Annotated in this window: 22 protein-coding genes and 1 pseudogene; 3 read left to right on the top strand and 20 right to left on the bottom strand. The window is 42.9% G+C overall.

Going from position 1 to position 20,585, the window contains the following annotated elements; genetic code table 11:
- Window positions 1-264 precede the first annotated feature (264 nt).
- The 9 genes from GK047_RS06475 to GK047_RS06435 form a co-directional block, all read right to left on the bottom strand.
- A complete protein-coding gene (locus GK047_RS06475) occupies window positions 265-936 on the bottom strand; it encodes a polysaccharide deacetylase family protein (RefSeq protein WP_163942804.1) in 672 nt (223 codons plus the stop codon).
- Entirely contained in the window at window positions 920-1,858 is a 939-nt protein-coding gene (locus GK047_RS06470; RefSeq protein WP_163942801.1) for a polysaccharide deacetylase family protein, read from the bottom strand. Before GK047_RS06470 ends, GK047_RS06475 begins: the two co-directional genes overlap by 17 nt.
- Window positions 1,855-3,054, bottom strand: a complete 1,200-nt coding sequence (locus GK047_RS06465; RefSeq protein WP_163942797.1) for a sugar efflux transporter — start codon at window positions 3,052-3,054, stop codon at window positions 1,855-1,857. Before GK047_RS06465 ends, GK047_RS06470 begins: the two co-directional genes overlap by 4 nt.
- Before the next feature lie 57 nt (window positions 3,055-3,111).
- A complete protein-coding gene (locus GK047_RS06460; protein ID WP_163942795.1) occupies window positions 3,112-3,570 on the bottom strand; it encodes a RidA family protein in 459 nt (152 codons plus the stop codon).
- A gap of 11 nt (window positions 3,571-3,581) precedes the next feature.
- Window positions 3,582-5,414: an FAD/NAD(P)-binding protein gene (locus GK047_RS06455; protein ID WP_163942793.1), complete on the bottom strand. Its 1,833-nt coding sequence runs from the start codon at window positions 5,412-5,414 to the stop codon at window positions 3,582-3,584.
- A complete protein-coding gene (locus GK047_RS06450) occupies window positions 5,411-6,247 on the bottom strand; it encodes a glycosyltransferase family 2 protein (RefSeq protein ID WP_163942790.1) in 837 nt (278 codons plus the stop codon). Before GK047_RS06450 ends, GK047_RS06455 begins: the two co-directional genes overlap by 4 nt.
- A gap of 49 nt (window positions 6,248-6,296) precedes the next feature.
- Window positions 6,297-8,141, bottom strand: coding sequence for an NAD(P)/FAD-dependent oxidoreductase (locus GK047_RS06445; RefSeq protein WP_163942787.1), 1,845 nt, complete (start codon window positions 8,139-8,141; stop codon window positions 6,297-6,299).
- Between the two features lie 49 nt (window positions 8,142-8,190).
- Complete coding sequence (locus GK047_RS06440; protein ID WP_163942784.1) at window positions 8,191-9,072, bottom strand: glycosyltransferase; 882 nt, start codon at window positions 9,070-9,072, stop codon at window positions 8,191-8,193.
- A gap of 79 nt (window positions 9,073-9,151) precedes the next feature.
- On the bottom strand, window positions 9,152-9,715 hold the full coding sequence (locus GK047_RS06435) for a methyltransferase domain-containing protein (protein WP_163942781.1): 564 nt from the start codon (window positions 9,713-9,715) through the stop codon (window positions 9,152-9,154).
- A 382-nt stretch (window positions 9,716-10,097) separates the two neighbouring features.
- On the opposite strand from GK047_RS06435, the gene GK047_RS06430 reads away from it, so the two are divergent.
- Complete coding sequence (locus tag GK047_RS06430; RefSeq protein WP_163942778.1) at window positions 10,098-10,442, top strand: ArsR/SmtB family transcription factor; 345 nt, start codon at window positions 10,098-10,100, stop codon at window positions 10,440-10,442.
- Between the two features lie 87 nt (window positions 10,443-10,529).
- Window positions 10,530-11,024 carry an SRPBCC domain-containing protein gene (locus GK047_RS06425; RefSeq protein ID WP_163942775.1) on the top strand — a complete coding sequence of 165 codons (495 nt, stop codon included), beginning with the start codon at window positions 10,530-10,532 and terminating at the stop codon, window positions 11,022-11,024.
- A 253-nt stretch (window positions 11,025-11,277) separates the two neighbouring features.
- On the opposite strand, the gene GK047_RS06420 is transcribed toward GK047_RS06425, so the two are convergent.
- The 11 genes and pseudogenes from GK047_RS06420 to GK047_RS06375 all read right to left on the bottom strand — a co-directional run bounded on the left by GK047_RS06420 (window position 11,278) and on the right by GK047_RS06375 (window position 20,225).
- A complete protein-coding gene (locus GK047_RS06420) occupies window positions 11,278-12,051 on the bottom strand; it encodes a DUF4179 domain-containing protein (RefSeq protein ID WP_163942772.1) in 774 nt (257 codons plus the stop codon).
- Window positions 12,029-12,619 (bottom strand): sigma-70 family RNA polymerase sigma factor, encoded by a 591-nt coding sequence (locus tag GK047_RS06415; protein WP_163942770.1) that lies wholly within the window; start codon window positions 12,617-12,619, stop codon window positions 12,029-12,031. Before GK047_RS06415 ends, GK047_RS06420 begins: the two co-directional genes overlap by 23 nt.
- Before the next feature lie 387 nt (window positions 12,620-13,006).
- Entirely contained in the window at window positions 13,007-14,455 is a 1,449-nt protein-coding gene (locus GK047_RS06410; protein ID WP_163942767.1) for a DHA2 family efflux MFS transporter permease subunit, read from the bottom strand.
- A 100-nt stretch (window positions 14,456-14,555) separates the two neighbouring features.
- A complete protein-coding gene (locus GK047_RS06405; RefSeq protein ID WP_163942764.1) occupies window positions 14,556-15,119 on the bottom strand; it encodes a nitroreductase family protein in 564 nt (187 codons plus the stop codon).
- Window positions 15,120-15,135: 16 nt separating this feature from the next.
- The gene (locus GK047_RS06400) at window positions 15,136-15,957 is read right to left on the bottom strand and encodes an energy-coupling factor transporter transmembrane component T family protein (RefSeq protein ID WP_163942761.1); all 822 of its coding nucleotides are present in this window, start codon (window positions 15,955-15,957) and stop codon (window positions 15,136-15,138) included.
- Window positions 15,957-16,709 (bottom strand): annotated as a pseudogene (locus GK047_RS29490) (energy-coupling factor ABC transporter ATP-binding protein); the annotation flags it as partial. The pseudogene GK047_RS29490 and the gene GK047_RS06400, both read right to left, overlap by 1 nt.
- Window positions 16,710-16,721: 12 nt before the next feature.
- Window positions 16,722-17,777, bottom strand: coding sequence for an energy-coupling factor ABC transporter ATP-binding protein (locus GK047_RS29485; RefSeq protein ID WP_240343769.1), 1,056 nt, complete (start codon window positions 17,775-17,777; stop codon window positions 16,722-16,724).
- On the bottom strand, window positions 17,764-18,378 hold the full coding sequence (locus GK047_RS06390) for an ECF transporter S component (protein ID WP_163942758.1): 615 nt from the start codon (window positions 18,376-18,378) through the stop codon (window positions 17,764-17,766). The genes GK047_RS29485 and GK047_RS06390 overlap by 14 nt, the downstream gene beginning before the upstream one ends.
- 272 nt (window positions 18,379-18,650) lie before the next feature.
- Window positions 18,651-18,983: a hypothetical protein gene (locus GK047_RS06385; RefSeq protein WP_163942753.1), complete on the bottom strand. Its 333-nt coding sequence runs from the start codon at window positions 18,981-18,983 to the stop codon at window positions 18,651-18,653.
- Window positions 18,984-18,988: 5 nt separating this feature from the next.
- A complete protein-coding gene (locus tag GK047_RS06380) occupies window positions 18,989-19,627 on the bottom strand; it encodes a CPBP family intramembrane glutamic endopeptidase (protein WP_163942749.1) in 639 nt (212 codons plus the stop codon).
- A 193-nt stretch (window positions 19,628-19,820) separates the two neighbouring features.
- The gene (locus GK047_RS06375) at window positions 19,821-20,225 is read right to left on the bottom strand and encodes a hypothetical protein (RefSeq protein ID WP_163942747.1); all 405 of its coding nucleotides are present in this window, start codon (window positions 20,223-20,225) and stop codon (window positions 19,821-19,823) included.
- 84 nt (window positions 20,226-20,309) lie between these two features.
- On the opposite strand from GK047_RS06375, the gene GK047_RS30110 reads away from it, so the two are divergent.
- Window positions 20,310-20,435: a hypothetical protein gene (locus GK047_RS30110; RefSeq protein WP_275901634.1), complete on the top strand. Its 126-nt coding sequence runs from the start codon at window positions 20,310-20,312 to the stop codon at window positions 20,433-20,435.
- Window positions 20,436-20,585: the final 150 nt, after the last annotated feature.

Below are 20,585 nucleotides of genomic sequence, written 5' to 3'. Positions count from 1 at the left end.
AATTTATTGAATTGCTATATTCGCCTGTTCTTCTTCCTTCATAGGGTGTAGCAGCATGACATCCCTAAATCGCAGATATGGCTGCGCACCATGGCTCTTAAGTTATTTATAAATCAACGATGTTAATAAAACTTCTCTAACTTGTAAACAAAAATCCCCATATCGTTGCAGCAGCAAGACACAGGGATCGTTCAATTAAATTAAACCATTCCAAGCTGTTAGTACGGAATGAGCATTTTGTATCGCCTTTTAGAGAATTTTTGCTTAATTGTAGTATTTATTCTCATCTATTGTGTAGACGATTATATTTGGGTCGTGATGTAGGTGAGCCAGGTCAATAAATTGATAGTTTTGTTCCAATAAAGCAGGTATTAACTGATTTATCACTTTTACCGTGTGTGAACGTACAGCCATTCGATCATGAGAAGAATCATGAAATAACATGATTCCACCACTTTCAACATGTGTCATCATATGACTAAAGATGAGACTTTCGCTCGCATACTCCCAATCTCGGGAGTCAAGTTTTCGAGTCCAGGTAAAAAAGATGTACCCCATTTGCCGTACCATCTCCACGATGGAATCATCAAAATGGCCGTATGGCGGACGAAATAGGTGCGGTTTCTGACCTGTAATTTGCATGATCTCCTTTTCCGTTTTCACGATCTCTTCTACTATTTCCTCGTGACTTAAATCTAACAGATCTGGATGATGGTAAGTGTGGTTACCTATCGTATGCCCCTGGCTCGCAATCTCCCCAATCACATCACGGTACGTTTGTACATGCTGTCCAATGACAAAAAAAGCCGCCTTGACATTGTATCTCTGCAAGATATTTAAAATTTCTCTCGTGTAAATGGGGTCTGGGCCATCATCAAAAGTAAGAGCGACTTTCTTTTCTTTCGTATCGAAAAAAATGTTATTGAAGCTTTTCACTAGGCTTCACTCCTCTATTGGCTAGCGAATCGCTATCTTCAAATTGGAAATCAGGTACACCGCATACTCTCGGTAATGCATATAGATCAAAGTTAGTCGGAATAAACGGACCGCCTCGTGTAGTTGTAATCATCTTATATCCCGCCTTAATTGCCTCTTCACGAACATTTTCATTATATCGGCCGTATGGATAGGAGAAATGGACTACTTCCTCTCCAATCACTGCTTCAATCCGCGCCTTTGGTTCGACCAGCTCTTTACGAAGATCGTCCATATCCAGTAAAGTCAGGTTGGGATGGGTTCGGGTATGAGCCCCAATCGTGCAAAGAGGGCTTTCATTCAGCTTGCCTATTTGATTCCAGTTGAGCCCGTAATGACGATATTGTTCAGCATTTATTTGCAATAATTCAACCATTTCATTTACCGTTGAACATGTTTGTGCTAGTACTTGTTCAATCTCGCGAATGGCCTTTATTTTGCCGTCATTTGTAGATGTATCATAGGTGAGTGTATCCCCATCTATAGTTAAGACCATGTTAGGACGATTTCGCACTAAATCCTCAACAGCTTCGCTGATATGAATCACATCCCGATCTGGATAACCGGTGGTCAGATACAAGGTAAACGGGATCTGGTACTCCTCCATGATTGGAAAAGCATGGGTGTAATTATTCGTGTAACCGTCATCAAATGTAAAACACACAAAAGGAAATCTTTTGAGCTCGCGATCATTTTGCTCCAGTCTAGTATGAAGCTCATTTAACGAAATAAATTGATAATCCCTCGCTTGCAGACCTTCTATGATTTCTCTGAAATCCCGCGCAGACATCTCTTGTCGAGGATATTGTATATAGCGGCTTTGCAGCTTCGTGTCAGTCAGTATACTATGGAACATCATAATCATGGTCCGGTACGATGTCATTTGCCCTCTCCTTCCACAGCAGCGGTTGTATGGGCTAACCGATAACTGTTTCGTTTCATGAATCCCACACATATTAATCCGAGAAGAGAGATAACCATAGAAAGGATAAAAACACTTTTAAAACCGAAAAATTGGCTGACTAGACCAGCAATAAGACCCGCGCACATGTTTCCTACTCGCATGCTGTTTGTATACAATGTCGAAGCCATAGCTGGACGTTCAGGCATCTTATCCTGAATAATAATAATTAAGAGATTGGTCGTCACGCTGATAAAAACTGCGTTAAATAGTTGGATAAGAATAAGGCTAAACCGGGTAACGACGATTAAAAGAAGTCCATAAAAGACAGCCCCTGAGACAAGCGCTATAGCAACAAGTCTTTCTTTACCGATACGGTCGGCTAAGTAACCTGTCAATATGGTGAAAATAACCTCAAGTCCTGCCGCAGCTCCGAAAATATAACCAGCCCATCTTGCTTCAAAGTGAAGGCTTTCCACCAGATACAAGGGCATGGATACTGCATACAAATTGTCGGCTAAATTCACAACGATGTTGATTACCAGGACGGCCAGCAAAGGGCCATTGGTGATCCATCGGGGTAACGCAGCACCTTTTTCTTGTTTTGAACGCTTCACTTCGAAATCCGGAATAAAAAGCCAAATGGACATCGACAAGAGAACAGAAAAGGTGATTGACATTAATATTGACCAATTAAATCCCCATTGTTCGATAATAAAAAAAACGCTTGGAGGTCCTACGATCCATGCAAGTGTAATCATGGTCCTCATCCATGTAATGAGCGAAGTGGCGCTCTTTTGTTCAGTGGTATCTGAATAAACCCTTCCCAAAGCAAGGAGATGTGAAGAGCCCATGCCACCCAGTGCAAGAAGAGGGGTAACCAGACATAATAAAAACCAGTAATTATTCAAAAACAAGAAGCCGCACAGACCCATAATATTGAATAATTGACTGATAAACAAAATTCTTCTTCTAATATTCCGATTATCACCTACAATCCCAGATATATGACCTGTCACAATTTTTAGCAAAGTCACTACCGAAATGAACACCCCCATATGAAATGGAGAAACTCCCTTCTCGTTAACCAGAACCAGACTGATAATCGGATTCAAAAAACTGACTCCAAAGCTTAGAATCAAGGCAGAGAGCAGAAATCCAAACACTGACCTGTTCATAACCATTTTCATAAGTCATCGCCCCATTTCCAACGCTGCATTTGCCAGACCGTTTGCTCAGGTCTCAACTAAGAAAATAGATTCCACAATAATCGGAAGATTGTCCCTGACCGAGTTCGCTCCGAATACAGAGCGGGCATGAACGCCTTTCGTATCGAAAACTTCAAGCATCAAGTCAGAAAAACCATTCAGCACCTTATGGTGTTCTTCATATTCCGCACTTGCATTTACAAATCCCTGTACTTTCACTACCTGCTTCACCTTATCCAGAGAACCGAGCACATCTGCGAGTACTGCTAGCACCTCAATACCCGTTTGACGTGCGAATTCATATCCTTCTTGCGTATTAAAATCAATACCGAGTTTCCCTTTCGGATTACCAGTTGGACCTTTCCCTGATACGAACAGAAAACCGTTTACTAGAACTGCATTGGCATACTTTGCCGCGGGATTGCTTGCTGTCGGCAGGTTTATTCCTAAAGTCTCCAGGCGCTGTGTTATGGATGTTTGAGACATAATGAACCCTCCTAGTAGGATATAATTTTATCAATTTTATTGTTTTTACATTTTTTAAGAACTTCAACTACACACTGGTCTGCGTCAAGAAAAGCTCGTGCCCGGCTGTTAGGGGAAGGTATGTACAGATTAAAATTCCGCTTTCCGTCCGTAAGAAGCCCGAGTATGTAGATATGTTCCTCGATTTCCCCCTCTTTATTAATCGGGTGAAAATCCCGATCACACTCAATTCCTAAGCCCGGGAGAGGCATAGACGAATAAGAAGATTTAATGCGTCCTTCTACCAGTAAATTCTGCAACAATCCCGATGAAGGAGGATCCAACAGATTGGGATCATTGTATCCCTTCACATAATGAGAGACGTGAATTTGAATGGGGCTATCCAAATGGACAGAGCTTGCTCTCCAACGTCTGATTTCGGCTTCATAGTTGATAACAGGTGCCCGCCCCAGCGAATACTCGAGAACACCTGCCTTCATAAGGGCAAGCAACTGCTCCGTTTTATGAACAGGAGGTCCTACTACTGCCCGATAAAACATCGGGAGTATGTTCGTCCTGAAATCACGAAATGACGACTCCGACAGGCCCCCAAAATCAACTGCATACCGGATTACGTCTCGTAGCACTCGAATCAGCTCGATGGCTGCTTTCGATGGAGATTCCGTATCTGATTTGGATTCATCAATATCACTTTCCAGCTGATTAGTAACCCAGACTTGGTACGCAGTGGAGTTGTGATGAATTTCACGGGTACCGAAGACCGCTTCCTCCGGATCAAATGCTCCATATATTTGCTCAAGCTGAGAAAATGCTTGTTCCCTGTATGCAAGGATGAAGGGAGCTATATCCTGTTTCAGGATTTCAGCTGTCTTGCAGTAGAAAACCGTCTTCATTTCCGAATATAAGAGCGTCAGCACATGTTCCCGAAAATCCAACTGCTTATGCTCTTGGCGAAGCTCGTCTATTCGTTCCTTCGTAAGGAAAAGTGGCTTATACATTCCGGCGGTATCCTTTATCCAGCTTGGACGGGATCTGAATGGCAGACCGCTTCTTGAAAACTGAATGATACGAGGTTCTTTACCTGAAGGTTTGTACGTAAGCTCCCCCGTAGTTAATCGGGTAAACAAGCCCCCCCTCCCGATCGTAAGATAGCTAATGACATCAATTGCCGCTAAACCCATACCTGCTAATAGAAGAGACTCGCCAGGCTGCACAACAGCTTGAACTCTCTGATGAGGAAAAGGAGGTAAGATTTCTCCAGGTAAATAGGAACTAGATAAACCAGATTCAAACTGGATCGTGTCAGCATGGCCAATTGTAAGAAAAATCGTATCTACCAACAGGGAAGATCGATTCTCTAATTCGATTCTTTCTTTATCCCCCTCCTTGATAATATTTGTGGCCCTCATCTTGTGAACCTGACCATACAAGTTCTTTGGGAGGTGAGCAAAGAGTGTCTGAAATACCCAATGAAGGTAGTTCCCCAGCCATTTTCTGGCTACAAAATCGGTTGGCTTAACTTCCCGTGTAACGCCTGCATCCTCTACCTGATAGCGGTTAGCACGGAGCCACTCATAGAAATCCACCTCATATTCCTTGCGTGTGCGGTCAAGTCCCATAAAAGTGCTTCCGAATAAATTAATATTTCCACATTCCGTATTTAGAAGGAGAAATTCAGGCAGCTTGTCAGAGTAAACACCTGTACCGCCTCTATCAGGCTCAATAATATGCAGGTGTAATTCGACATCGCGCTGCGCCTCCAAAGAAAAATGGGCAATGGTTCTTTCAAGTACAGCAAGTCCCCAAGGCCCGCAGCCAATGATACCTATGCTATATGTCCTCATTGCTGCACTCCCTGCTTTTGCAGATGACCATTAATGAAGTCTAATTCGTCACCCAATTGCAGCAGCATTTGTTCGATCCACCGCTTAATCATGGGCTGGTCATCGTGATTAATCAAAGCCAGGTTCTTCTCAGCAATATAGCGCACCCATTTCTGATGGCGATCTTCGTGAGCATTGGACAACCCTTCGCCGTGTCTACGATAGACAAATCCAGGGACGCCAGTAAACACGTATTTATACTTTGCGCTAAGCCGGATTTTGAGATCCCAATTTTCATAAAACGGAATTGTTTCGTCATGGCCTCCGACGGAAGCATATAAATGCCTGCGGAAGGTAAAGTTCTGCGGTATCAAGCAGCGCCTCGTCATCAGTTCCGCAGTGATGTATCCTTCTTTGACCGGCTTGATATCTCGGAAACGATTGACAATCTCTCCCTTCCCATTTGCAATCGCTATATCAGAAAACGCGAGGATATCCTCATCATATTTATCCCGGTAATAGTGAATAATCTCCATTTCAGCCTTGAGTTTATCCTGATTTTGTATGTAATCATCGCTGTCCAAATAATTGACATACTCCCCTTTTGCGGTTTGGAGGGCATTCTTTCTGTTCCGGGTAATTCCGATATTATGCCGATTGTATAGAGCATGTACATTAGCATGTTCGGAAACTAACTGTGCAATCACTTCTTGTGAACCGTCCGTTGAAGCGTCATCAGTAATAATAATTTCTACATTGGAGTAACTTTGTGAAAGTAGACTGTATACGCAATCCTTTATATAGGGAGCGTTATTATAATTGGGGATGATGGTGGATACAAGATACTCGCTCATCGTTATACCTCCTATACAAGCAGGAATAGGAATCCATTTTAACAGGCTTTTATACAGAACCCAGTACAGTAGTTGAGCCAGAAAAATGATGGGGAAGACCATATGGTGTAAAAAAGCTTTTCAGCCGATCCGGGTGATACAACCTATGCATCGGATGGGAAGAGCCTTCGAAGGCTTGGATCACCGCATTTGCTACGGACATTGAGTGGGCGAACCCCCCCGTGTTGTGACCTCCTGTTATAATAAAGAGTCCATTGTTTACGGTTGGAATCCCCTCAAACACCCCTAAGCAAGATGGCGTCCAGGGTCTTATACAGTATCTGGGGGATGTGTTAAACATTCCTGAATCCTGCGCTTTTTTATATAGACTTGGGAACAGGTCTTCGGCGGTCTCGTGAACCGCTCGGGACAGATCACGGATATAATCCGCATGAAGATTATGGGGATCAAGACCAAGGAAACCATGTCCAGAGCTTATATGAATCACCTGATTGCCTTGCCTGTCAATTCCTGGGATGATGTTGGCACCTGAAGCAGCTTCTTCAGATGCATATCCTGCCCGGGTTACTTTTATTGGATAAAGAAGTTCGGAGACGTTGTCGGTGGGCAGCGTGAGCCAACAGCCGAGCATGGCACCAATTTTACCATGTGAAGATGTGCCTTTTAGGAAATCATTGCGCGGGACTCCAGGAGAGACAACAAAATAATCCGCGACTATCGTCCGTTGTCCAGTGCGGATTGCTTTTACTTGACCTGATCTATCGAACTCGATGCGGTCAAAACTTTCGTTCCAATGAAACTTCGTCCCTTTTTCTTCTAAAACCTTTATTAATTTCAGCGCGAGCTTGTGAATATGGATCCCGAAACCTTCTACCTCGATCACTCCACATATGGCATCTGCGCGAAGAGCTTCATGAAGGCTTGGGAGTAGGCGCTCTATCTCCATTGTGTTCAACTCTCGTATAAATGAACCGAGCGCTTGTTCTGCCTTAATCCCCTTTTTGTACTGTTCAGGTGTCGAATAAACTCTAAACAGCCGGTTAACATAGCCCGTATCTTCAAGGAGCTCCGGGTGCTGCTTGGAAAGGTGATTCCACAGATCATAGCTTTCTTTATTAAAATCAATGATTTCCTTTTGTATCTTCTGATACATCCATTGCGGATAGGATTCATATTCTTCTATCCATTTCCAATCCGATGTACTTAACTGTTCTTTCGGGCAGCATAACCAGCCGTTGTCAGGCACAGACTTACGATATTGATCGATAGGAGCTGCTAGCAGCGGATCACCATAATAATGGTGCTGCCGGGATTCATTAAAGGAAAATATCCGTGCGTCATTACCGGAGAGCGTGCATCCATATTCTTTCCATCTATCCTCTTCATACGGTGTTGGGTCAGCAGCATAAACAACAAGTTTATAACCCTTCTGCACCAAACAGAAAGCCGTGATCAAGTTCACAATTCCTGCTCCGATTATGGCAATAGGAGCATCCTTGGAAATTGGTTTAGGGGGAGTGATAGAAAACATGCGATTGTGTTGTTCCTCCAAATGCTGCAGCACTTTAACTTCCAGCAAATCCGTATCCTCACAAGCAACTAGATGAAAATCGTCCACTCCTTTAAGAAAAGAAGCACTTTCTGGATTTGTGGCATACACAAGAATAATTGACTCATTAAGGAGTGACCTGATCTGGAGTTCCTGGATGCGTTGAAGCAGCAAGTAATTTTGAGCTACGATGGCATCTGGATTGAGATTGAATATCACCTCTACAAGCATATCATTACTTAATGTATAGAGATTCTCCCATAAATCGTAATCGACTTGACTCATAAGATGGGGCTGACGAATAGGATAACTAAAAAGAATTTTGAATTTACTAATGTTTTCCATCTTACCCCTCCATGAATAATAGATTGGCAGTGAAACGTGCACGGTGTTTTTACTTAGAAGAAATTTCGCCTTGGAGCAAGACATCATTCATATCGAGGCAACGTGTGGTGATAAGCAACTCCGATTCTGCTGATTTATACTTATTATGGAAGTATGTGCGGTTCGCTTGGGAGTTTTTTTTATTTTCATGCTCGTCTTTATCATGGGGAAAATGAATGGTTAGCGCCTCTCTGCGCAATTGAAATCTTACCTTTTTCAAAAATAAAGCGTATCCAACATCCACATCCTCTACACCCCAAGATGTATACTGCTCATCAAATCCCTGAATCTCCTTCAAAATGGAAGTCGGCACAGATACATTCCCTGCCCAGAAAAATACCCAGGGCGCAGGTAGATCTGTTAGTTTGTCGTTATATTTGCGGTAACATCCCTCTCGAATATCCTCAAAGAGTGAGTCGTTCATTACGGTTTCCATTGTATGTTTCCAGTCATTCAGATCAATTGCCTGCATCAGGATTTCGTTATTTTCATCATGTTGAGAAAAACCGGCGACATATCCAATCACGGCAGAAAGCTCACTCGAACTTACATGGGTGTGAACATGTTGCCACAAACAGTCAGGAGACAACAGAAGACCTGAATCAATAAATATACAAATTGAAGCTTCCGCTAGCTTAATACCTAAATTTCTGGCCCGAGCGACTCGGAATCCCTGATCCGGCTGATACACATACTTAATATGGAGTTCACTCTCAAAGCTGCTTATAACTTCCTTGGTATGATCTGAGGAGCCATCATCGACAATAATCGTCTCGAAATCATCTTTATTCAGAGTTTGATGTATAAGCGAACGCAGCGTATGGCGCAAAAGTTCAGCCCGATTATAAGTAGGGATGATAACAGCAGCTCTATAACGGTTTTCTGAGAACAAATTCAACCCTCCAGGGAATCCTATTTTAGTTTTTGATAATCTGGATGACTGTCCTACTGCATAAGAATTTTCAGAAACATTAAGCTTTCGGTCTGATCAACGAAACCGTCCAACTATTCGCATCCGTAGTAAGCTGAACGTCAGACAGTATCGCATATTCCCTGCTCTGAATGAGATTCTGCCTAATAATCTCTGAAGCTTCTCTCACATGAAGAGAAATGATAAAAGCCCCGTCAGGCCGTAAGAAAGCTTTGTACCTTTCCATCAGATCAAGCGGGTGGTCAAAGTAATACAGACATTCATTAAAAATAATCAAATCATAACGATCATCGGGAGTAAAAACTTCTATATCCGAATGGATAAAAGTACACCGCTCTGTTGTTAAACTTCGGGCCAACTTTAACGCTTCTTCCGAAAAGTCAACTCCCAAGTACCTTTCATAATACTGCATATACTTGAGAAGCATCCCTTGCCCGCAACCGAGATCAAGAATAGCCGCATTTGATCGGTAGGACTGCAAATATCCGGTAACCACACTATAACGCGGCACCTCATCCATCGCTTCAAACACTTGTGTCCATTTTCCCGTTTCAAATTCCTTATTCCAAACATCAAGAGATTTTTCTCTTTTTTGATATATCACTATTGCAACCCCTTTACCTGTATAATAAATTATACAAACCAAATCAGACTGTATATTAAAAATTAAAGCGCTCTCTTTTTCTTCATTATTCCCCCTTTTACTCTTAAAGGCTAAGATAATATAAAACTATGTAACCCCAAATGTACTCTTTTATATTATATTTTATAAATAAATACATCAAGACCAAAATTTAGGGGCAAAAAACGCTGGAAAACCAATAATCCACGAGCTGAAGAGAAATAGGCACTGCCGGAGAAGATAGTGAACTATCTTGTTCTGGTAGTGTCTATTTTATTCAGAATGCACTGTACAGCTTTATAGTGTATTCCTTGACAGGAATATTCTATAAAGAGTATATTTGAGTAGGAAGGAGCTTGTTTAAATGAGTGTGAAATTGTCAACTTTGAGCGCACTTGCCGAGCCCAACCGCTTACACATTGTAGAGCTCTTGCGTGACGGCCCCCTTACAGTGGGAGAAATAGCAGAACGACTTGGGCTTCAGCAACCGCAAGTTTCAAAACATCTCCGTGTACTTAGTGAGTCTGGGCTCGTTGAGATGCAGCCAAGCGCTAATCGGCGTATTTATAAGCTTCGGTCTCAGTCATTTATTGAACTGAACAACTGGTTGGAGTCTTTCCGAAGCCTCTGGGAAGAGAGATTTGATCGCTTGGACGACTATCTACACGAACTGCAAGAAAAGGAAAAAAAACATAAAGACAAGGACTAGTACCGTAACAAGTGTACTGTGATATAGCCCAAAACTTTATAAGCGTTTCGTATGGACAATGTAACATCAAATCAAGGAGGAATTAAAATGACCATTCAAAATGAATTGCTTATCACGCGAACCTTCGATGCATCGAGGGAACTTGTATACAAAGCATTTACTGAGCCTGAGCATCTGATTAACTGGTGGGGGCCGAAAGGGTTCACAATGAATGTCACCAAACTAGATCTCCGCCCTGGCGGTGTTTTCCACTACAGTCAACGCTCCCCTGAGGGTCATGAAATGTGGGGTAAATTTACTTATCGAGAAATCGTAGAACCAGAGAAACTTGTCTTCATGATTTCCTTTTCTGATGAAGAAGGCAACACGGTTCGAGCTCCGTTTAGCCCAACCTGGCCACTAGAAATTCTGAATACCTTGACATTGACAGAAAATGAAGGAAAAACGACTATTACCATGCGCGGGGCTCCCCTATCTCCGACTGAGGATGAGCTTAATACCTTTAAGGCTGCTCACGATATGGTTCAGAAAGGTTTTTCCGGAACCTTTGACCAGTTAGATGATTACCTTGCTAAGGTGTGATCAAATGTAGAGAAAGAAAAAAACACCGATTTTTTCGGTGTTTTTTTCTTTACCCATGGAGGAACAAATAATCCTTGGAATCCTGTAAGTCGTATAATTTTAGTGAAGTAAGCGTGTATCCATTCAGGCTCACCTTGATATTAGCTTCTTTCGCACACCCATCATTGCCATAATCTCGGAGGGTAATGCAAATTATCCGCATCTTAACTGTATTATTTGAAAAAAGATCGTTATTGTTGTCGTTCAGTTTTACTTAACGGGCGGCTTCAGTAGCCTGCTCAGCTTTACTTTGATCAATTGGAAATTGCGTTTTCCAGCTTCCTTTCGTTTTGCCGATTCTATTGATGTTTACATTCAGATTGATGGATTTCGGCAAGATAGAGCCATCCGTAACAAAAGCAATGATTCCTTCAGGTTTATCCTTATCCGCAATCCCTGTTTTTATTTCTCGTCCCGTTCCGTCTGTCAGGTAAAAAGGCAGATTGTCTGTTTTCTCTGTGCCAAAAAAACTTAAAACGCTGAATCCTTCAAGTCCTGACTCCTGATAAGTGGGATTTTCCACTTGTTTTCCATCTCTCTTTCCATCAGTAATCACATTTAATCCCGTTGTATCGAATTCATAGGGAACAGGCGTACCGTCCTGCTGCTCGATGTTATAATGTATAAGTATTTTTTTGTTTTCGACATATAGTTCTTTTAGATGTACCGTGATGCCTTTATCGGTAATTTTCTGATCGATCGGTATCGATAATTGTTGAGATACGGCGCGTTTAACCCCTTTATCAACTAATCCGTTAAGATCCACATCATTAGAAAAATACGACGTGTTCATTGCATACATACCTGTCGGTACAAGAATGACTGCCGCTAAACTGAGTATGATAAATTTTTTCTTCATTTTATTTTTCTCCTTTTTCTTATGAAATTGTATAAATGATTCTTTTACACGTTGGTCAATTTCTTCTGGAATGCGCGTCTCTTCCAATTGTTCAGCTAAGGCTTCATTAATTTTTTTGGAGATATCCATTTTTGGTTACTGCCTCCCCGTCCAGTTGATTTTCAAACCTTTCGCGAATATGCTTTAATGCTAGATGATTTCTGGATCTAACGGTAGCCGTTGGGATTTGAAGTAATTCAGCTATTTCATTATGCGAGTAATCGTAATAATAACGATACAAGAGTACAATTCGAAGCTTAAATGGCAATTTCTGAATCATGGTTTTCATTTCTTGATGAGCTTCGTTATCCATAAACAATTCATCCGGCATGTCCACATGAGGCTCTTCACTGAGACGGTTTTTTTTCTCAATCAAACGAAATCTTCTCCAAATTTGTCTACGCCAATTATTGATTTGTTTAATGACAATGCCATTTAACCAAAAGAGAAACGAGCGCTTGCGATCATAATTCGGTAATGCTCTCCATAATTGATAGTAAATTTCGCTCATAATATCATTAACATCTTCTTTGTTGTTAACTAAAGCGGTAACAGTACCATAAACTTTTTTCCTGGTCATACCATAAATAACTTCAAAAGCTGCTTGATCCCCAGCTATCAATCGGTCTAACCATGTATTTAACTGTTGATCGTCCATTTGAGGGCCCCCTGAAATATTGTATACAGTATGTATTGGCTCAATCGATCAAAAGCGTTCACTAATTTCAAAAAAAATTGGGATAGATAAACTTGGGATAGATATAGTGAACTAAATGTATGAAAATAGAATAGCCCTCCTTTAGATATTTTTTTATTGTATCATAATTGCCCATGGAGCTTGGTTGCTAACCATTTGGTTGCCGTTGCCACAATTTCCACCTATGGAAAAAGCATTGGTATATGGCGTAACAGCCAAACTCAACACCAAGTTTTCTACGCATGGCTATGCTCCTTATAAACAGCTTAATTGACCAACACAGAAAAAAGAGCCGGGAAGTAACGGGAGCTTCCCATTCTTCTCGGCTCAGTTCAGAGATTATGCAGATTATTTTTCCGCCTTAGCAATTGTCTGACGCTGCACTTTACCTACAAATAAGCTTAGGGGTAGCGCCGCAGCCGCAATGAAAGTAGCAATTAGATAGACCTCGTTCACACTCATCGTGAAAGCCATCGTTTCATAGTGAACCTTATCCGTATCGCCTGCTTGAATCAGAGTTCCCGCATAATGAATCGACCGGGAAGCCAGCATTGTTGTGAAGATCGCTATCGCGAAAGAACCGAAAACATTCCTCGTCCAGTTCGTAATCGCTGATGCATGACCCGATAATTCTGCCGGAATTTGTTCCATTCCCGCATTGCTTGAAGGCATGATTACCAAAGCGATTCCAAGATTGCGCACGATCATCCAACCTAAAATATAAGCATGTGATACATCGATACTTAACCAGGTTTGCGTTAATGTACCAACGCTTAAGAGTACAATTCCGATTGACATGAGCCAGCGAGGGCTGATAATGTCATATAACTTTCCGATTATTGGCATTGCCAAAGCCATCGCTAAAGAAGCAGGCAGTAAAATCAATCCGGTATCCATTGCCGATACATGTTGGATTCTCTGTAAGAATACGGGGGTTAGGAATGTACCAGAGTATAAACTAATCGTAATAATATTGCCGATAATGGCATTTAAAGTGAATCTGCCGTTTTTGAATACTCTTAAATCTAGGAGTGGAGTTTGGGCCGTCAACTCCCTCCATATGAATAAAATTAACATCATTGATCCGCCGATTAATAAGCTAATAACTTTCCATGAGCCCCACCCCCAATGATGACCTTGGCCGAGTGCTAGCAGCAAGGATGAACTGCTCAAAACAACTGTCAAAAACCCAAATATATCAAAGCTTTTCGGAATGCTAAGACGATAAAAGGGAATATACGCGACCACGAACCAAATCCCGATCAACCCGATCGGTATGTTGATTAGGAATAGCCATTGCCAATCCAAGTTTTGCAAAATCCATCCGCTGATCGTCGGTCCGAAGGCAGGAGCCAGCATCGCAGCGAGTCCCCACATGGCCACAGCCATTGGTTGTTTTTGCTTCGGGATAATTTGATAAATAATGGTCATGGTTGCCGGAATAATCAATCCGCTAAATCCCCCTTGTAACACTCGAAAAAGGATTAAGGAACTCAAACTCCATGCAATTGCACACAAAGCAGAAGCAAGTACAAAGCCGAACAAGGAGAAAAGATATAATCTCTTATAACTGAATTTCTCTCCCAAATATCCAACAAGCGGCGCCGTTGTTCCCATCGCAAGCATAAAACCCGTTAAAGTCCACTGAACGGAACTCAGCGTAGTTTCAAAATGAGTCGTAAGAATCTCAAGTGCGAGATTAATCGTTGCCGATGCCAATACGCATAAAAACGATCCAATAAATATGGCAATCATTACAGGCCAGAATCTTAATTCCTTTACAGGTGGATTGCTCATTCGTAAGCTTCACATCCTAGTTGAATTTATGTCTCAATTTACAAATAGCCAAGGGATGACATGCAGCTTTAGATGCCAAGCTTATCATGTATCCCCTATGTCACAGCCAAGTCATCTTTCGCTCTGCTGGTGTGCGCTTTTTCGCTTTTGGAATATGGTCGTAATAGCCCATATACAGCATTCCTGCTATGCGCTCTTCCTTGCGCATCCCTATCTTGTCGCAAAATATCTGGTTCGCGCATAACGTTTCATCAATAGACCAAACCATACCGATTTCACGTTCCCAAGCACACAACTGCAAATTCTGTATCAAAGCGCAAGCAGCTGCAAAATCTTCCTCCCGTTTCAGCTTGCCCCTCTCCTCTTTCACGATTACGAACAAGATAGCCGGAATTTGAATCATCTTTTTTTTGTACATATCCTTAATCTTACCAGGCAGCCACTTGTACCGATTCATTTCCTCCAGTGCCCTAACGATACGATCGGCGAGCAGCTCCTTCGCTTCCAGTTCCGCCGCGCAGATGAACCGCCAAGGTTCGCGCAGCCCATGATTTGGCGCCCATACGGCAACGTACAAAATCTGGAGGATGGTGTCCGTCGTCAGCTTTCGTTCGTTGAACTGCCGGATTGTTCTTCGCTTCTGGATCACATCCGCTATGCTCACATTCTTCTCCTCCTATCTAACCGAACATTTTTAAAAACGAGAGCGGTCCCATCCAACCAGAACGCTCAATCGCCGTAATGATAACCAACGTTATCAACCAGTAGACAGCCAAGAAAACCCAATCCAGTCTGGAAAAAGAAAACTTTCGGTAATGTGTGCGAACGGCTGAAGAACCGAATCCTCTAGCGTCCATCGCATAGGAGGTTCGTTCCGCTCTACGGATCGCTGCTGCCAATAGCGGAACCATGTACCTCCTCAGCCGTTCCACAAACTTGCCTTTTGCGCCCCTTCCCGTCATCCCGCGAACCCGATGCGCGGCCTGCACCGCTCCCAATTCTCTACGCAAATCAGGAATGAACCTGAATACGGCCAGCGTTCCGTAGCCAAATTGTTCATTCAGCTTCCACTGCTGAATCATCGCACGGATGAGGTTTGTTGGTTCCGTCGTCATCACGAACATGAGCGTGACACCGAACATAGCGTACAGGCGCAGCGCGGTAGCCGCACCGTAAATCACACTTGCTTTATATACCTCGAAGGGTCCCCATGCAAACCAGACCGTTGACCCCTCCGTCACACTAGAACTGGCCAGAAACGAATAAGAAAGCGTGATACCGCAAGCAATGAAAAGCATGGGTAGGCTGCTGCGCGCATATTGTAACGGACGAATACCACCTATCAGGATAATGGCTGCGCTGTTGGTTAGTGCAAGCGCTAGCGGTATCCATGGATCGGTAACTAGAGTCAAAAAAAGAATCGCCGGCAAGACGGCGATCAGCTTGATCAGGGGATTCAACCGATGCAGCGGTGAATCTTGCGGAATATACAAACCTGTCATCAGAAACGAGCTCCTTCCCTCAGTGTAGCTACCGTTTTCATCCATCTCCGCACCCATCCATCTGCTGTGAGCGTAGAGTAGTCGCTCCTAAGGGGCCATACATCGGCAAGGAGATGAGACAATTCAACAATAGGAGGAGCACTCAGGCCTGCTCTAGCAAGAAGGTCCTTATCAGCAAAGAGATGATGAACCGGGCCGGAAGCAATCAGCCCACCCTCTGACAATACGGCAACATGTTCGGCGTACTCGGCGACTAACGTCATATCGTGAGTAATCATCAGGATCGTTCTTCCCTCATCCTGCAGTTCTTTAAGCATCCCCATCAACTCAACAGCATGTCGCCGATCTTGTCCGAAGGTCGGCTCGTCCAGGATGAGCAATTCCTGACCGATAGCAAGCATAACTGCGACACTTAGTCGTCTCTTTTGTCCATGACTCAGGCAGAAAGGATGTGCATCCGCATAGGCAGTTAACCCAAATCGCTCCAGCAAAGAAGTGACCTTAGCGGTGATTTCCTCTTGTGACAACCCCATTCCTTTCAAACCGAAGGCGATCTCCTCGGAGACCTGTTCAGTTACGAACTGATGCTCGGGGTTTTGAAAGACATAGCCGATCCGACGGGCTAAATCATGAAAGGGAAGAGCAGACGCATCACAACCGTCAATGAAAATGGTACCTGGTCGCACTGGAAGCAATCCCATAATATGACGTACGAGTGTTGTTTTCCCTGCCCCGTTCTCCCCAATGATGGCCCAAAACTCCCCTTAACGTACTTGCAGTTTAAGCGGCTTTAACCATCCTTCCTTGCATGCCGGGGACCCAACTGGCCGGATATCCAGCAGTGGCAGTGAGTCGGAGGCAGCTTTAGAACCCTCACAGATAGAAGCCGTTGATGCGATAGGCAGACACAAGATTCCCTCATCATCAGCGTGTAAGGTTGGTGCAGAGTTTCGCAGCTCATCAGCCAGCTGCTTCATGGATAGCACCCTGCTTTCGATAGGAAAACCAGCTGCCTGAAGTTTGTGCGTTAATTCCACGGCTTGGGGAAACCATACACCTAGACGCTCCAACTCGACAGCCCAATCATAAAAAATAGTTTCAGGCGTCCCGCTGCATACCTTCTCACCATTCTTATCCATAACAATGACTCGATCCACCAGATCGACCAGTTCGTCCAGCTTATGCTCAATTAACACGATGGTGTAATCCCCTGATGACTTCAATCGGCGTAGGGCGTTAAACACTTCGGTCGTTCCTGCTGGATCAAGATTTGCCGTTGGTTCGTCAAGCACGAGTACCTTTGGCTCCATTGCCAGAATAGAGGATAACGCAAGCCGCTGCTTCTGCCCGCCGGATAGCCAATCCACTGGCGTATTCCCTTGCACGGACAAGCCGACCGTACGCAACGCTTCTGTAATTCGATCTTCCATTTCGCTTTGGGAAACGCCAACGTTCTCCAGCCCAAACGCGATTTCCTCCTCTACGGTCATCATGATCGTCTGCGCATCTGGATCTTGAAACACCGTACCCACGCAGCTTGCTAGCTCACCGGGTTCCGTCAATTGAGTATCCCAACCATTAATGCGCACCACACCAGACATTTTACCTGCAACCACATGCGGTATAAGACCGCATAAACACAGTGCGAGTGTACTTTTACCCGAACCAGAAGGACCAAGCAGCAGGACGGTCTCGCTTTCCTTGATCTCTAGGCTGATTCCCTTGGCCTGAGTGCTGTGGTTTCCCGGGTAAGCAAATGAAAAATTGTCCATTTCGATCATCGAAGCCTTATCTTCCCTTACCCGTCTAAGAATCGACATTCGTATATCCAGACAGCATCCCAGTTTTCAGAAGTGACTCGGTCAGCCGTTTACACAACCATCCACACACCCCGCCACTGACCACGCTAGACGCCAAAATACCGATCTGAACGGGTAACGCTAGTCCCCCATAGCCTGAGGGTCCATATTCAAAAAGCGTATAAACGAGGCTGAGTACGCTCATCCCCACGGTCATGACAGGATATGAATAACGTTTGTATCGCGTAAGAAGAAAAATCAATTCCGTGAATATGCCATTTAATACCGTTCCGAATAAAATCATAATCCCGAATGGCGTGAGTGGTGTCATTACGAGGCCCGCAATTGCCTGCGCAACGAAGCCAATGCCTGGCTTGCGGATTATGGTTAGCGCCATGAAGCCAGACATAAACCAGAAACCATTCAGTAACCGAGCATAGGCTGGTCCCACGGACGAAGCCATCGCCATGAAAGCATACGTAGCGCCTACTTGTACAAATGCGAAAACAACCGCAATCATACCTGCCACGAGAATATCTTTTGTTTTCCACCGTTTTTTCTTCTTTTGCAAAAAAGACGATATAACTGGTGAACCTTGAGATGTTACCCTATGATTGGTCATAAGTTTCCTCCAAATAGCAAATGTTTATCCTACATGAGAAAGATTATCATTACTATTATGAAAAGTCCGCTGCTATACGGTTAATATCCGCCAATTTAGGGTGATTTCTTTCTAGTCAAAAAAAGAGGCTATCCAAAAAGGTCTGAAGCGACCACTAGGATAACCCCTTACATGCCACGCTACACTTATCCGAGATCAGCAATTCATCCCGCTTGGTTTTTTCAAACCGACTACATATAAAAGTAGATTTACTACATAATGAACCCATATGCCTATAAGAAGGAATAAAACGCTTCCCATCCAGTCAAAGGATAGAAAATAAAAGTAACCACATACAGCCGATTACCGAATCTGCGTGGCAGTTCGAACAGTACATTTGCGAATCCCCACAACATCCCATAACTCAATTCGGTATACGGTGTTTGATGACGATCCCACGGCAGTAAGGAGATTTCTCTTAACCAAGTCCATTGACTCGCCAACTCCCCCATGATACCGAACCAGAGTGCAGTCAACCCGCTCATCCCAACAAACCCTTGCCATGTCTTGTTGTCGCCAAAAATCCGCTTGCCATCCCACCAAGTATCGTTATCGAAATGAAACATCAACATCAATTATTACAATCATAGCAGTATTTAAAATAGATCATAATAATACCTATGTCTGCCAACGAATGGCTAATGATAGAACCCCACAATGTACGGTACTTGATAACCATTCTTCCCCATATCATTCCAGCGAGGAAGACCAGTAAAAAGAAAATTACAGGATAAGGACCTTTAAACATAGGTAGTAAGACCAAAAAATGGTACAGGCTATAAAATAAAGAAGAGATCGTTACCTTATACTTTATTTTATCAAGCTTTTGCAAAATAAACCCACGCCAGTACATCTCCTCCAGAACAGGATTCACCAAAGTAAGTACCAAAACAAGAAGCACTGTGTATTCCCCAGTAAATCCCCAATTCTTCAACAATAACCAAAGTTGTGAAGAGTCAAATAGTTCATTATGAAACAGTACTCCTCCAGTAATAATACTTACTAAACAAAGAGCCCCAAGACCAATCCCTATACTGATATTAAGCACTGAGGCCTTATACGTTAGGCATCTCAAGCCCATTGATTTAAATAAAATAGGAATGAGTAAGAGGCAACCATAGAACAATGCGAAAGTAACAGGTACGCTTTGAAATAAATACAAACCTGCATAAATGGAAATAGTTGGTGCGATTAGTAGAAGAAGATTCATGCTCAACCACCTATTATTAGTCTAGGAAATTTTAGTTTCATCCTGCACAGTCCATGTTAAGGCTTTTCCTAGTTTATAATAAGTACTAACTTTGCCTAGTACCTTTTTTCTGTGCGTTACAATTTACTAACCTATACAATCTACCAAGTCCCAATATTTCCTCTGATTCGACGCTGTGTTCTCATTATTTTGTTTATAACGCATATCGACTTCTTTGTTCTGTCAACCAAATATATAGTTCTGGATTGCTCAATGTTTCCTTCATGATGTCATACCCACGGTCAGCTAAACAGTTAATCTTACACCTCCTCCATGTTGTTCTACTGCAGTTACCATACTTGTCATCTGTTCTCATCTCTCTCCCCATGAAAGGCCCAAACAGGCGCATTTTTAGCCTAGCGGCTTTTGATATTTGCCTGCCTAAACTATATCCAATTGCATAAATACGGCTTGAATCTACTCGGCGATTAGTCGTAATCTCTGCAATCAAAGCGGTAACAGCATCACGTTCCATATTCCAAAAAGACCCACTTGGACATTGGGGAACCGCAATAATGAATGTTAATGCTATTTTACCTTCGTTAGCAATTTCAAGCATTATTTGATACCTGGGTAACTTCTTCGCCCCTCATATCCATACCATGCAAAAAAATAATAAGTCCCCCTGGGCAAAAACAAGGAAATGACAGGTATCTACCTTGTGAAAGACCAAGTTATAGAACTGAAGTTTCTCAATCAAGGCAGAAAAGTTCTAAAGAAAGTAAGCGCCATCTATGAGCGCGAATTCGCGGTAAATTATGGATATTAAGCTTTTGATTACTATAATTTTTCATAAATCACATATTAGTTCTATGTTTCATTTCGCTTCTATCCCATATCTGAACTTCAAGATTTATTTTTCAAATTAACGGATACCCAGTAATTTGATAGTTAATGAAATGACAAAAGCAGGTCGCTA

Origin of the sequence: Paenibacillus sp. SYP-B3998 (genome assembly GCF_010820665.1) — a bacterium.
GTDB lineage: Bacteria > Bacillota > Bacilli > Paenibacillales > NBRC-103111 > Paenibacillus_E.
The sequence above is the reverse complement of the archived record's forward strand: the minus strand, read 5'-3'. Positions and strand labels throughout refer to the sequence as shown.

Bases quoted from the DNA above. Each gene is read 5' to 3' on its own strand.
- GK047_RS06470 (WP_163942801.1), bottom strand. From the start codon at position 1,858: ATGACATCGTACCGGACCATGATTATGATGTTCCATAGTATACTGACT.
- GK047_RS06465 (WP_163942797.1), bottom strand. From the start codon at position 3,054: ATGAACAGGTCAGTGTTTGGATTTCTGCTCTCTGCCTTGATTCTAAGC.
- GK047_RS06460 (WP_163942795.1), bottom strand. From the start codon at position 3,570: ATGTCTCAAACATCCATAACACAGCGCCTGGAGACTTTAGGAATAAAC.
- GK047_RS06455 (WP_163942793.1), bottom strand. From the start codon at position 5,414: ATGAGGACATATAGCATAGGTATCATTGGCTGCGGGCCTTGGGGACTT.
- GK047_RS06450 (WP_163942790.1), bottom strand. From the start codon at position 6,247: ATGAGCGAGTATCTTGTATCCACCATCATCCCCAATTATAATAACGCT.
- GK047_RS06445 (WP_163942787.1), bottom strand. From the start codon at position 8,141: ATGGAAAACATTAGTAAATTCAAAATTCTTTTTAGTTATCCTATTCGT.
- GK047_RS06430 (WP_163942778.1), top strand. From the start codon at position 10,098: ATGAGTGTGAAATTGTCAACTTTGAGCGCACTTGCCGAGCCCAACCGC.
- GK047_RS06425 (WP_163942775.1), top strand. From the start codon at position 10,530: ATGACCATTCAAAATGAATTGCTTATCACGCGAACCTTCGATGCATCG.
- GK047_RS06420 (WP_163942772.1), bottom strand. From the start codon at position 12,051: ATGGATATCTCCAAAAAAATTAATGAAGCCTTAGCTGAACAATTGGAA.
- GK047_RS06415 (WP_163942770.1), bottom strand. From the start codon at position 12,619: ATGGACGATCAACAGTTAAATACATGGTTAGACCGATTGATAGCTGGG.
- GK047_RS06410 (WP_163942767.1), bottom strand. From the start codon at position 14,455: ATGAGCAATCCACCTGTAAAGGAATTAAGATTCTGGCCTGTAATGATT.
- GK047_RS06400 (WP_163942761.1), bottom strand. From the start codon at position 15,957: ATGACAGGTTTGTATATTCCGCAAGATTCACCGCTGCATCGGTTGAAT.
- GK047_RS29485 (WP_240343769.1), bottom strand. From the start codon at position 17,777: ATGTCGATTCTTAGACGGGTAAGGGAAGATAAGGCTTCGATGATCGAA.
- GK047_RS06390 (WP_163942758.1), bottom strand. From the start codon at position 18,378: ATGACCAATCATAGGGTAACATCTCAAGGTTCACCAGTTATATCGTCT.
- GK047_RS06385 (WP_163942753.1), bottom strand. From the start codon at position 18,983: ATGTTTCATTTCGATAACGATACTTGGTGGGATGGCAAGCGGATTTTT.
- GK047_RS06380 (WP_163942749.1), bottom strand. From the start codon at position 19,627: ATGAATCTTCTTCTACTAATCGCACCAACTATTTCCATTTATGCAGGT.
- GK047_RS06375 (WP_163942747.1), bottom strand. From the start codon at position 20,225: ATGCTTGAAATTGCTAACGAAGGTAAAATAGCATTAACATTCATTATT.
- GK047_RS30110 (WP_275901634.1), top strand. From the start codon at position 20,310: ATGACAGGTATCTACCTTGTGAAAGACCAAGTTATAGAACTGAAGTTT.